The organism is Myxococcus sp. CA040A (assembly GCF_013336725.1).
Taxonomy (GTDB): domain Bacteria; phylum Myxococcota; class Myxococcia; order Myxococcales; family Myxococcaceae; genus Myxococcus; species Myxococcus llanfairpwllgwyngyllgogerychwyrndrobwllllantysiliogogogochensis.
Map to the genome: position 1 here is coordinate 357,724 of NZ_JABUMR010000007.1, position 13,246 is coordinate 370,969.

Annotated in this window: 5 protein-coding genes; 3 read left to right on the forward strand and 2 right to left on the reverse strand. The window is 70.6% G+C overall.

Going from position 1 to position 13,246, the window contains the following annotated elements; genetic code table 11:
• Positions 1-43: 43 nt before the first annotated feature.
• The gene (locus HUA75_RS31470) at positions 44-4,408 is read right to left on the reverse strand and encodes a chromosome condensation regulator RCC1 (RefSeq protein ID WP_174488490.1); all 4,365 of its coding nucleotides are present in this window, start codon (positions 4,406-4,408) and stop codon (positions 44-46) included.
• Between the two features lie 251 nt (positions 4,409-4,659).
• Here HUA75_RS31470 and HUA75_RS31475 point away from each other — a divergent pair, with 251 nt between their 5' ends.
• Positions 4,660-5,880: a metallophosphoesterase gene (locus HUA75_RS31475; RefSeq protein ID WP_141640940.1), complete on the forward strand. Its 1,221-nt coding sequence runs from the start codon at positions 4,660-4,662 to the stop codon at positions 5,878-5,880.
• A 121-nt stretch (positions 5,881-6,001) separates the two neighbouring features.
• Positions 6,002-6,643: a TetR/AcrR family transcriptional regulator gene (locus HUA75_RS31480; protein WP_174488491.1), complete on the forward strand. Its 642-nt coding sequence runs from the start codon at positions 6,002-6,004 to the stop codon at positions 6,641-6,643.
• 177 nt (positions 6,644-6,820) lie between these two features.
• Here the strand turns inward: HUA75_RS31480 and HUA75_RS31485 are convergent, their stop codons facing one another.
• Complete coding sequence (locus HUA75_RS31485; RefSeq protein ID WP_174488492.1) at positions 6,821-11,350, reverse strand: amidohydrolase family protein; 4,530 nt, start codon at positions 11,348-11,350, stop codon at positions 6,821-6,823.
• A gap of 209 nt (positions 11,351-11,559) precedes the next feature.
• Between HUA75_RS31485 and HUA75_RS31490 the strand changes: the two genes are divergently transcribed.
• Positions 11,560-13,170: a serine/threonine-protein kinase gene (locus HUA75_RS31490; RefSeq protein ID WP_141640943.1), complete on the forward strand. Its 1,611-nt coding sequence runs from the start codon at positions 11,560-11,562 to the stop codon at positions 13,168-13,170.
• Positions 13,171-13,246: the final 76 nt, after the last annotated feature.

Here is a 13,246-nt window from a genome sequence, read left to right on the forward strand (position 1 = left end):
CGAAGACAGTTGTGCCGTCATCGCCCCGGAAACAAGCGCGGCCTCAGGGCAGTGCCACGGCCCCCGGCACGGCACGCTGACCTGGCACACCCACGCCCAGCGTCCCGTGGAAGTTGGTGCCCCAGCTCAACGCCGTCCCTTCACCGTCGAGCGCGACGGAGAAGTCCGTGCCGGCGGAGACGGAGTTCGCGCCTCGAAGGCCCTTCACCCGCGTCGGCTCCAGTCGCGGGGAGCCGTCTCCGGTGCCGAGCTGTCCGTGCGAGTTGCGCCCCCAGGCCCAGACCTCGGAGCCCACGGCGAAGGTGTGGCTGGCCCCGACGCCCAGCGACACCACGCCCGCCAGTCCCGGAACCGGCGAGGCGAAGATGCGCGTGGACAACCCTCCATCTCCCAGCTGGCCATGGTCGTTGCTGCCCCAGGTCCAGACGGTGCCGTCGTCGCGCAGCGCCACGGAATGGTAGCCCCCCGCCTGCGCGGACTTCACCCCTTCGAGCCCCAGCACCTGGAAGGGTGAGGTGCGGTTGGTGGCCGTCCCCTCGCCCAACTGCCCATGCGCGTTGTGGCCACAAGCCCAGAGCGTCCCGTCCGAGCGCAACACCAGCGTGTGGTGCTCACCGCCCGATACCGCCACCGCGCCCTCCATCCCCACCATGCGCGTGGGGACCTGACGCGCCACCAGCGTGCCGTCGCCGAGCTGCCCGAAGACGTTGTAACCCCAGCTCCACACGGAGCCGTCCTCCCGCACCGCCAGCGAGTGGTAGCTGCCCGCGGACAGGGCCACCACCTTGTCGAGCCCCACCACCTGGACGGGCCGCGGGCGCGGCGTGGTGGTGCCGTCACCCAGTTGCCCGAAGACGTTGTTGCCCCACGCCCACACCGTGCCGTCCTCGGCCAGCGCCAGCGTGTGCCACGCGCCAGGAGAGACCGCCTGCATCTTCGGCAGCCCCTGCACCGTGGTGGGCATGGCCTGGCTCTCGATGGTGCCGTCGCCGAGCTGCCCGTAGCCATTGCCGCCCCACGTCTGCACGGTGCCATCCTCGAGGAGCGCCACCGCGTGCTGGTACCAGGCCCGCAGGGACAGCACGGGAGCGAAGTCCTTCGACGTCGGAAGCTTGACCGCCACCGGCGCCGTCCTCGGCCCCGACTCCACCTCGCCGAGCTGGCCGTATTCGTGGCTGCCCCAGGAGCGAGCGCTCTCGTCGTCCAGCAGCGCCAGCGAGTGCTGCTCGCCCGCGGCCACCTCCGCGACCTGCGTGAGCGCCAACACCTGCACCGGCGTGAAGCGCAGGTAGTGGGTGCCGTCGCCCAGCTGTCCGTAACCGTTGTCACCCCAGGCCCACGCCGTGCCGTCCTGACGCACGGCCAGCACATGGTGCGGGCCCGCGGCCACCGCCTTGATGTTCGTCGGCAGGAGCACCGGCTTCGGCGTGCTCCTCGGGATGTTGGTGCCATCCCCGAGCTGCCCGGAGTTGTTCGCGCCCCAGCTCCACACCGTGCCGTCGTGCAGCACCGCCAGCGAGTAGGCCCGGCCGACGCTCACGCTCACGGCGCCCGCGAGCCCCGTCACCCGAAGCGGCACCGTGCTCGCCGTCGTGGTGCCGTCTCCGAGCTGGCCCTTCTCGTTCGCGCCCCAGGCCCACACCGCGCCGTCCTGTCCCACCGCCAGCGCATGCGCTTCACCCATCACCACGGAGGCGATGCCCGACAAGCGCTTCACCTCCATGGGCGTGGCGCGGTCCACCAGGCCTCCTTCACCCAGCTGCCCGCTGCCATTGGCGCCCCACGTCCACACCGTGCCGTCCACGCGCAGGGCCATCGAGGCGTCGCCCCCCGCCGCCACGGCCACCACGCCCCACAATCCCTCCACCATCGCCGGCAGGAAGCGCGGCTTGACGGTGCCATCCCCGAGCTGCCCGCGCTGATTGGCGCCCCATGTCCACACCGTGCCGTCGCAGGCGAGGGCCAGGGAGTGCTGAGCTCCCGTCGCCACGGAGCGGGCGCACGGCAGGCCCTGCGTGGGCACGGGCGATGCGCGGTAGGTGGCGGTGCCATCTCCGAGCTGCCCCGACGCATTCTGTCCCCACGCGAGCACGGTGCCGTCGGCGCGCACGAGCATCGAATGCGAGCTCCCCGCCGCGAGCCGCCGTCCCTGCCCCAGTCCGCGCACCTGCACGGGCAGCGCGCTCCAGCCCGCCGCCCCGATGCCGAGCTGACCAAAGCGGTTGTAGCCCCACGCCAACGCCATGCCGTCCTGGCGCACCGCCAGCACATGCAGGTAGCTGCCACCCAGCAGCTTGATGCCGGAGGCACCGGGCACCACGCCGGGCACCACGCGCGAAGTGACTCCGCCATCCCCCAGCTGCCCATACATGTTGGCGCCCCAGCTGCGCAGCGTTCCGTCCAGGCCCAGCGCCATGGAGTGGTACAGACCTCCCGCGACGGAGGACACCCCCGTCAGCCCCGGCACCTGCACGGGGCGGAACCGGTCGACCCAGGAGCCATCGCCCAGCTGCCCCTCCGCGTTGTCGCCCCATGCCCACACGGCGCCGCTCTCGAGCACGGCCAACCCATGCGCCGCGCCCGCGGCCAGGGCCCTCACGCCCGTCAGCCCCAGCACCGGCACCGGTGACTCGCGCTGGACGCCGCCGCCATCTCCCAGTTGTCCCTCGAAGCCGTCACCCCAGGCCCTCACCGTGCCGTCGGCGAGCAGCGCGAGCGAGAAGTAGGTCCCCGCCGCCACGGACACCACATTCGACAGGGCCTTCACCGGCACCGGCGTGAGGCGGTCCTTCGTGGTGCCGTCACCCAGCTGGCCCACGCCGTTGTAGCCCCACGTCCACACCGTGCCGTCACCGCGCAGCGCCACCACGTGGCTGCCTCCCGCGGCCAGGGACGTCACGCCACTCAAGCCCACCACCTGCACCGGCGTGAGACGGTCCTTCGTGGTGCCGTCACCCAGTTGCCCGTTCGCGTTGCGTCCCCAACCCCACACCGTGCCGTCGCTGCGCAGCGCGAGCGAGTGGTGTCCGGACGCCGTGACGGAGCGCACGTTGCCGAGGCCCAACACCCGCACCGGCGCGTGACGCTCGGCGGCGGTGCCGTCTCCCAGCTGCCCGTAGTAGTTGCGCCCCCAACCCCACACCGAGCCATCCGACAGCGCGGCCAGCGAGTGGAAGCTGCCCGAGGCCACCGAGGTGACGCCGGACAGGCGTGTGACGACCTCTGGAGAGAGCAGCCGCTCGGAGCTGCCGTTGCCCAGTTGGCCGGAGGTCCCATTCCCCCAGGACCACAGCGTCCCGTCGGCGCGCAGCGCCACCGCGTGCTGCGTCCCCGCCGCCAGCGCCGTCACCGAGCCCAGCCCCCGCACCTGCACGGGAGAGCTGCTGTCGGTGGTGGTGCCGTCGCCGAGCTGCCCCTGCGTGTTGCGGCCCCAGGCGAACACGGTGCCGTCCTCGACGCGCACCAGCGAGCCGGCGTCCTGCGCGGCCACGGACGTCACTCGCGAGAGTCCCGCGACCTGCATCGGTGTGGGGCGGTCCGTCCAGGTGCCATCGCCCAACTGGCTGGAGGCATTGCCACCCCAGGCCCACACCGTGCCGTCCGAGCGCAGCGCGAGCGCGTGGTAGATGCCCGCGGACACGGCGGTGACGTTCCCGAGGTTCATCGCCTGCGTCGGCGCCAGGCGCTGGGTGAAGGTGCCGTCGCCCAGCTGTCCGGAGGCATTGGCGCCCCAGGCCCACACCGTGCCGTCCGCGCGCACGGCGAGGGAGAAGTCGAAGCCGGCGCCGAGGGCCACCACATTCGTCAGTCCGACGACCGGGGCCGGAGTGAGCGCCTGCTGGGTGTGACCGCGCCCGAGCTGGCCGTAGAAGTTGCTGCCCCATGCCCACACGGTGCCGTCGGAGCGCAGCGCGAGCGAGTGGAACTCGCCGGCGGCCACGGACACCACGTCGGCGAGCCCGGGGACCTGGCGCGGCGTGGCGCGGTCCACGGTGGTGCCGTCACCCAACTGCCCGGAGGAGTTGCTGCCCCACGTCCACACCGTGCGGTCGGAGCGCAGTGCGAGGGAGTGGGAATCACCGGCCACGACGTGGGTGATGTCCTTCAGTCCCGGTACCTGCCCGGCGAGGACGCGCTGGAAGGACTTGTCGCCAGTGCCCAGCTGCCCGGAGGCGTTGCCACCCCAGGCCCATACGGTGCCCAGCGGCGTGACGTAGAGCGAGTGCTGCGCGCCCGCCGCCAACCTGGGGGCCGCGGCCGCCAGGGCCTGCGAGCGCGTGGCGACCGCTTCCGTCGGGACGACAGGCGCGACGGGCGTGGAAAATCCTTCGCACCCCGCGGTGAGCAGAACGCTCAGCACCAAGACCAGCGGGAACTTCTGCCCCGCCTTCAAGTTGTCCATCCGCATCACTTCGCCTCCAGCGCGAGAAGCGGCCGTCCATACCTCGTGTCCTTGGCGGATGAGAAGCGTCGTGCATGGGCACGTGCACCAGGAGGAGGACGGCGCGACGGGAAGACCCCGCCCGGGACGCCTGAGTCACACCCTTTCGGGAGCCTCCTCCACGGCCAGGCAGGCGGGGTGCACGCACGGGGCGATTCACGTTTCTTCACGAGGAATGCGTTGCGGCGCGTCGAGGCCGGGCGAGTATTGGGACGACCATGGACTCACCGGCGCGCTTCATCATCTTCGCGGTCCTCACGAGCCTCATCACCGTGGGGGTCCACATCTACCTGTACCGGCGCCTGTTCGCGGACACGTCGGAGGACCGGAGATGGCGCCGGGTGGGCATGGCGGTGATGACGGTGCTGGGCGCACTGCTGGTACTGTCCTGGTCGGTGACGCGCTTCCTGCCGATGGACGCCACGTTCGCGGTGGCCACGGCCGTGTGGATGTGGATGGGCGCGGCGACGTACCTGCTGTTCGCGCTGTGGGCCATTGGAGGCGTGCGCGCCCTGTCGCGGAGGCTGACGCAAGCGCCCTCCGTGGACCTCTCCACGAGTCCGGCTGGAGCGGCGAGTCAGGCCGAGGTGCCGGAAGTGGATGTGGCGCGGCGTCACTTCCTCGCGCGAGCCACGGCGGGCGGCGCGCTGCTCGCGTCGGGGAGCCTGACGGGCTACGGGACGTGGAGCGCGTTCCATCCCCCGGTGGTGAATGAAGTCGCGGTGCGGCTGCCCGGACTGCCTCGGGAGCTCGATGGCTTCACCCTGGTGCAACTGAGTGACATCCACGTGGGCCCCGTCATCCAGCGCAAGTTCATGGACGAGCTGGTGGCGCGGTGCAACGCGTTGCGCCCGGACCTCGTGGCCATCACCGGAGACCTGGTGGACGGGAAGGTCGCCTCGCTGGGGCCCTCGGTGGCGGCGCTGCGGGAGCTGCGCTCACGGCACGGCACGTACTTCGTCACGGGAAACCACGAGTACTACTGGGACCCTGGTGCCTGGGCGGGAGCACTGGAGGGCATGGGGGTGCGGGTGCTGCGCAATCGCCATGTGCGGATTGGAGACGCGGGGGCCTCGTTCGACCTGGTGGGCGTGGATGACTGGTCGGCGGGGCTGTCGGGCGCGAAGCAGGGCTATGACTTGAAAGCGGCGGTGGCGGGAAGGGAGCCGGAGCGGGCGGCGGTGCTGCTCGCGCACCAACCCTCCAACTGGCGCGTGGCGGCGCAAGCGGGCATGGGGTTGCAGTTGTCCGGGCATACGCACGGGGGACAGTTCTTTCCGTTCACGCTCGCGGTGTCCGCCATCTGGGAGCACGACGCGGGACACTTCGAGGAGGGCGACAAGCACCTCTACGTCAGCCGGGGCACGGGCTTCTGGGGGCCGCCCCTGCGTGTCGGCGCTCCTCCGGAAATCGTCAAGGTGACGTTGCTGGCGGCCTGAAAGACAGACACAGGTTCAACCCTTGACTCCTGTTGGTGCGCGCTCCGGGCACCATGAGCCGCCAACGCGCTAGAATGACGCCCGGGTGTCGCCGCGGGACTGGGGTATGGTTTTCGTTGCCATGAGCAAGGAACCGGCGAAGAGAGAGCTCAAGCAGGAACGCTCCGCGCGCACACGCGTGGACATCCTCGAAGCGGCCATCACCCTGTTCGCGAAGCGAGGGTTCCTGGCGACGACGATGGCGGACCTGGCGCGCGCCATCCGGATGACCCCTGGAGCGCTGTACTGGCACTTCCCCACGAAGGAAGACCTGCTGCTCGCGGCCATCGAGGAGCTGCACCAGCGCTACCTGAGTGGCTTCGTGGACCTGCTCGACGAGCACCGCGGCCTGTCCGCTCGCGAGCAACTCCAGGCCTTCACCCGCGGCACGCACTCCTTCCTGGGCCAGCATCGCGAGTACGGCATCTTCTTCGGCATGCTCGCGGCCGAAGCGGCGGACTCGAACGAGCGGGTGGCGGAGGCCATCCGCGAGAAGCTGGGCCTGTACGCGAAGGTGCTGGGCGGCATCCTCCGTCACGGGCAGAAGACCGGCGAGTTCCGCCAGGACGTGGACACGGAGCTGGCGGCCCACGGCGTCTTCGGTGGCTACCTGGGCGCGCTGATGTACCAGAACCTCTTCCGCGCCACGCTCGACTACGACTCGATGGCCGCCTCGCTTGACCGACTGCTGATGGACGGCGCGCTGGTACGCAAGGCACCGTAGCGCCCTGCTCAACCCCAGAAGCGCCACCAGGAGCGGCGCTGTCGCTCCCGCGCCTCGTCCCTGAGAACCTCGACGTGGCCATCCACGTCCCTCGAAAAGGCTCGGGCGGCCCCGACATCGCGGGAGCCGCCCGAGCAACTTCTCACCGTGTCACGCGGCTCGACGCCGCGCGGGGTGTCACGGCAGCGGGGTGATGATGTTCTGCCTGCCGGGGGTCAGCGTGGTGGTGAACCTGAAGTCATCCAGGTTGTCGTTCGTGTCGGAGCTGTCCCCGCCGCGAGCCAGCGTCCCCTCCGTCGTGTCGATGTCCGCCAACGCCGCCGTGCTCCGCGGCCCCTCCGTGAAGTCGAACCGCTTGTTCGTCACGCCCGCGATGGTGCCCTGATTGACGGGCCCCTCGTAGGCGAGCGAATCGAGGATGGATTCCGTGGCACTGTCGAAGAGGGCGACCGCGTCCGCCGAGGGACTGTTCGTGGTGCCACCATTCTGGATGGCCTTCGTCGACAGCAGCGTCTTGATTCCCGCCTGACCCGCGAGCGGATCCACGATGCCCGCGGGGCCCACCACCAGGTACTCACCCGGTGCCAGCGAGACGACGCTCGCGAGGTCGATCTTCTCGTAGCTCGCCGGCACCGCTGGCGAACCATTGACGAACACGAGGTACACACCCACCAGGGAGATGGCCGAAGCCGTGGGGTTGTAGATCTCCACGAACTCCTTGTTCGCGGTCGTGTCCGTGCCCTTCGGGTCGTAGTCCACCTCGTTGATGACCAGGTGGTTGATGGCCGGGCGCGGCACCGTGGTGATGGCCGCCGTCTTCGTCACGCCCTCGTACGTCGCGGACACGGTGCCACTCAGGGCCTCGGTCCCCGCCGTGAAGAGGACCTGGACGCTCGTCTGTCCCTCCGGCACCGTCACCGTTGCCGCAGGCAGCGACCCCAGCGTGGCCGAGGACACCGCCAGCGTGACGACGGCGCCACCGACGGCCGCCCTGCGGTCCAGCGTCACCGTGAAGGCCTGCTTCGCCCCGAAGTACACCGACGCCGTCTCGGGCGTCAGCGAGGCGAGCTGCGCGGGCGGCGGCGTCACCGTGACGGCCGACGTCCGCCGCACACCGAGCAGCGACGCGGCCACCGTGCCCTCGCCCTCGCCCCGCGCATCCGCGGTGAAGAGGAACGTGGCCTCCGTCGCGCCCGCGGGCACCGTCACCGTGGCCGGCACCGTGCCGAAGAGCGTGACACCCGCGCCCGGCGTGGCGGCCAGCGCCACCGCGAGGTCCGCCGTCGGCGCCGAGGACAGCGTCACCCGGAACTCCTGCGTCAACCCGTACCGGACGACCACCGGCCCCGTGGGCGTCATGCCCAACAACCTCGGGGAGACCAGGTCCACCGTCACCGTGGAAGTCGCGCTGCTGGCGCCCAGCTCCGCCGTCACGGTGCCCGTGGGGCCCGTGGCCGTTTCGTCGACAGTGAGGGTGAACGTCGCCTCCAGCGCGTTCGTCGCCACCGTCAGCGCCCCATCCACCGGAGTGAGCGTGCCGAAGCCCGACGTGGGATTCACGGTCAATGCGATGGTGGAGTTCGCGGGGGCCGGACGGTCCAGCGCCACCGCGAAGCTCACCGAGCCTCCCGGAACCACCGTCGCCTCGGAAGGCGTCAGCCCGGTGATGGCGGGCTGCTCCGTCGCGCCCAGCACCCGGAACGACGCCTGACGGGTGGTGTTTCGCAGCGACGCGGTCAGCGTCACGTTCGCCGCCGGGGCCAGGGGCTCCACCTTCACCTCCACGGCGCTCTGACCCGCGGGCACCGTCACCCGTCCGTTGGCCACGCGCAGCGCGCTGCTGTCGCTGGAGGTGATGAAGATGTCGAGCGGCTCCGAGTAGGTGCCGGACAGCGTCACCGTCAGCGCCTGCGGGAAGGTGCTCACCGCGCCCGTCTCGCCCAGGCGGACGAACCCGTCGCCCGGCCCGAAGCCCGTCAACGACGGCATGGGCGGCTTCAGGTCCGCGATGCTGCGCGGCATCACCTTGGAGTCGCTGAAGCTGAACGTCAGCACACCGCGCAGCACGCCGAACCGCGTCCCCAGCGTCGGGTCCGCGTAGGTGTACGCCAGGTCGTCCACCATCAGCCCGGGCTGCGACGTGTTGCCGCTCTCGTTGACGAAGAACTGCTTGAAGTTGTCCACCGTGCTCGTGGTGCTCACGTCGTACACCTCCACCAGCACGCCCTCCAGCGCCTCGGCCCTCGGGCCTCCGGTGCGGATGTCCGCCGTGGTGACGGGCACCGGCGCCGGCAGCGGGTTGCCAGCGCTGCGCCGGACGTACTTCACGTCCACCAGCTCCGGCAGCCCGTTGAAGAGGGTCAGCGTCGCGGTGACGATGTCCAGCCGGTCTCCCACCGCGAGGTCACCCTTGGGCGCGTACACGTAGATGCCCGAGTTCTCCACGCTCGCTCCCGACGGCAACGGGTGCACCTGCAGCCAGTAGCCCTCCACCGTCGCGGCGCCCTTCACCACGGCGGTGACGATGACGTCGTTGAACGACACCGGCCGCCCTTCCAGGGGCAGCCGTCCGTCCTCCCGCGTCTTCAGCGCGTGGATGCTGGACGGGCAACCCAGGTGGCCCGCGTTGGGCGTCGCGGCGCACACGTCGCACGCATCACCCTTGCCATCTCCATCCTGGTCCGCCTGGTCCTGGTTGGACGTGAAGGGGCAGTTGTCCTGCCACGTCGGGAACCCGTCCTGGTCATCGTCGCCGACGACGACGTGCGTGCACGCGGAGGTGTTCGCCGCCAGCGGGCACGGGTCGCACGCGTCGCCCACACCGTCGCTGTCCGAGTCGGCCTGCTTGCCACCGTCCATGGGACGGATGGGGTTGAAGATGGTGCGGCAGTTGTCGATGGAGTTGCGCAACCCGTCGCCATCCGGGTCATCCACCTTGCTCTCACCGGAGTAGACGTTCGAGCCGCGCACCGACGCCGGGAAGTCCGGATTGTTCGAGATGCGGCGGGGCACGCAGACAGGCTCGCCCTGGGGAACGCCGCAGGCGAACAGCGGATAGCCCACGGGGTTGGCGGCCTTCAGCGCCTCCAGGTTCTTGCCCAGCTCCGACTGGAGGCAGACGGTCTTGGCGGTGCCGCACACGTCCATCGCGTCGCACGCCTCCGCCTCGGCCTTCAGCGCGCCCACCAGCGTCTGGTCGCCGTAGAGCGCCTTGCCGGCGCGCATCGTCAGCACGACATCGGCGGGCTCGGCGGAGATGACCGCCCGGTGCGGCGAGCTGGCGTGGGTGCGCAGCGAGTAGATGGCCAGGTCGCCCAGCTTGCCCGGCGCGAGGCGGCCCACGCGGCTCTGCATGTCCACCGCCTCCGCGGCGTTGGCCGTCGTCATCTTCCAGAGGTCCACGTCGCTGAACGTCCGGGCGAACTGCACGGTGTTGAGCGTGTCCGCGCACTTCAGCTCGCGCAGCATGTTCATGGAGCCGGACTGGGCCCAGTCGGTGCTCAGCGAGATGCTCACGCCCAGCCGCTTGTACGCGGACACCATGGCGGTGTCGCCGTACAGCGTGAGGTTGGAGCGCGGCGACCAGATGAGCGCCGTGCCCCGGTCCGCCATCAGCGTGATTTCGCGCGCCGTCATCGCGATGCCGTGGATGAGCGTCGTGCGCGGCTGCAGCACGTCATTGGGCGCTACGGACACGCAGCGAATCTCGTTGTAGGCCTCCGTGCTGATGCCCTCGCCCAGGTGCGGCAGGTAGGCGGCGACCTTGGACAGGCTCGACGTCCTCGGCATCCGCGCATAGGTACAGTCATCCGCCCGCAGGTCCGTCTCCTGGTCCCCCAGCGGATAGGTGTCCGAGACCGCGACCCACATGTCCATGCCCTCCTGACGAGTCACGGGGACCTGGTCCAGGTTGCGCAGGAGGCCCGCGACGCCGCCCACACCCGCGATGGACGTGGTGCCCGAGAGCAGGTGGCGCAGCTCGATGAAGCCCACCGAGTCCGCGGCGGACCGGGTGCTGTTGGCGACGCGGGTGTGGTTGCCCAGGCCCCGGTACCAGTCCAGCCGGTGCTCGTAGCGCTCGTCCGTCCACGCGTAGGGGCCGTTCTGGAAGGTGACGTGCTCGTGCGGGTTGATGAGGCCCGGGGAGATGACACCCGTCGGGCACGAGATGTGGGTGGCTTCAGCGGCGCCATCCTCGGTGGAGCAGTCACACGACGCGCAGGTGATGACGCCCTGGGGGTTCACCATCACCTGGCCGCCCACCAGCGTCTCGCCGTCCTTCAGCACGACGCCCGTGAAGAGGCGCGCGCCATTGCCGGCCTTCGTCACCGCGCACGTGGCCCCATCCGCGAGCGGGGGTACGTCCGCCGCCGCGCAGCGGGTCAGCGTCAGCGAGCAGTCCACCTGACAGCCGTCACCGTCCGCCGCGTTGCCGTCGTCGCACGTCTCCGTGCCCTCCAGCTTCCCGTTGCCACAGACGGGCTTCTCCACCTCGGGCGTCACCGTACAGTCCGCGTCGCAGCCGTCGCCGCTGACCCTGTTGCCGTCGTCGCATTGCTCGCCCTCTTCCTTGGCGCTGTTGCCGCAGACGGCAGGGGCGACGCAGCTCGCGCCCTCACATTCCGGCCTGTCGTCGCCAGAGCAACCAACGTGGGACAGCAACACCGCGGCGAGCGCGGCCAGCAGCAAGCGAGGGAACTTTCGCATCTCGTGGGTCTCCCGGGGACACCGGCCTGGGGTGAGGCGGTACGTCCTCGACACGCGCGGAGAGTAGCTCGTGAAACATTTCAGCGACAGGCGACCCCGGGGCCCCGCCCCGAAATACCTGTAGTCAGGACGACCCCACGAGCCAGATGCGGGCTGGAGGGCCGGGGGGCCGTGTCGAGTTCCCAGCTTTTTGTAGAGTGGGACGACCGATGACCGCGCACACCCTGACGAGCCCCGTCTCCCGCTTCCTGGACGGACACCTACGACGCGATGCGCAGGCCCGGGAGCTGTCGGTGGCGCGCTTCATGGCGGGCCTGTCGGGCGCGTCGGTGGTGGTGGCCGCGGCGCTGGGGCCCTCGATTGGCTGGGGCTTGACGCAGGCCCTCATGGGGTTGTCGGCGGTGCTGGCGCTCTACTACACGGCGCTGTGGCGAGTGCTGCGCTCGGGTGCGTTCCACCCGGCGATTCCCTGGCTCAACGTGGCGATTGAGGTCAGCATCCCCGCGGTGGTGCTGGCGTTCGACCTGCGCTTCCAGGGGCCCATCTACGCGCTCACCGCGCCCACGCTCGTCATCTGGCCCACGCTGATTACGCTCGCGACGCTGCGCAGCAATCCCCGGCTGGCGCTGGCGGCGGGCATCCTGGTGGCCGCCGAGTACCTGGGCATCTACTTCCTCTTCGTCCAGCCGCTGCTGCCGGAGTCGGCGCTCATCACGCTGACGCCGCGCTTCATCGCCACGCGGGCCTTCTTCTTCGTGGCCGCGGGGGTCTTCACCGCCACGCTGGCGCGGCACTTCCTCCAGCTGACGCGGGGGGCGCTGTCCGCCCTGCGGGAGCAGGAGGTCATGGGCAAATACGTGCTGCACGAGCGCGTGGGTGCCGGAGGCATGGCGGAGGTGTACCGGGCGACGTACTGCCCGGAGGGTGGCTTCCAGAAGCAGGTGGCCCTCAAGCGCATCCTCCCCTCGTTCGCGGACGACGATGAGTTCGTCACCATGTTCCGCCGGGAGGCGGAGCTGTGCTCGTCGCTCAACCATCCCAACATCGTCCAGGTGTTCGACCTGGGGCGGCATGGCGGCACGTACTTCCTGGCGATGGAGTTCGTGGATGGCATGCCGCTCAGCTCGCTGATGCGGGGGCTGTCGCGCCGGCCGCTGCCGGTGGCGGCGGTGACCTTCCTGGGCGCGGAACTGGCGGCGGCGCTCGACTATCTGCACCGCCGCACGGGCGCGGATGGACAGCCGCTGCGGCTGGTCCACCGGGACCTCAACCCGCCCAACGTGCTGGTGTCCCGCTTCGGGGAAGCGAAGCTGTCGGACTTCGGGATTGCGCGGGACTCGGCGCGCTCGCAGCTCACGGCGGCAGGGAGTGTGCGCGGCAAGTTGGGCTACATGGCGCCCGAGCAGGCGGCGGGACGGCCGTTCGATGGGCGCGCGGACCTCTTCGCGCTGGGGCTGACGCTGCATGAGGCCCTCACGGGCCGACGCGCGCTCCAGGGCTCCACGCAGGAAGCGCTGCTGCGCGCCACGCTGGACCAGGAGCTGGCGCCGCCTTCGCACTTCAACCCGGAGGTGCCGCCCGAGCTGGACGCGGCGGTGATGGGGTTGCTCGAGAAGCGGCCCGAGCAACGCACGGCCAGCGGCGCGCTGCTGCGACAGCAAATGCTCGCGATAGGCGGTGAAGCCGCGCCCTATCCCCGAGGACAGGCGCTGCTCGCGAACGCGCTGCGTGAGGCGCAAGAGCGCAACCAGAAGGACAAGGCCAGTGATGCGGGCGGACAGGCACCGCCTCGCGCCCCCGCCACCGCTCGCCCGGCCTGATGCACGTCGAGGCGCGACCAGCCACCGCGCCCTCGGGCCTGACGCGCATCGGCGTTCAATCCGCCACCGCGCACAG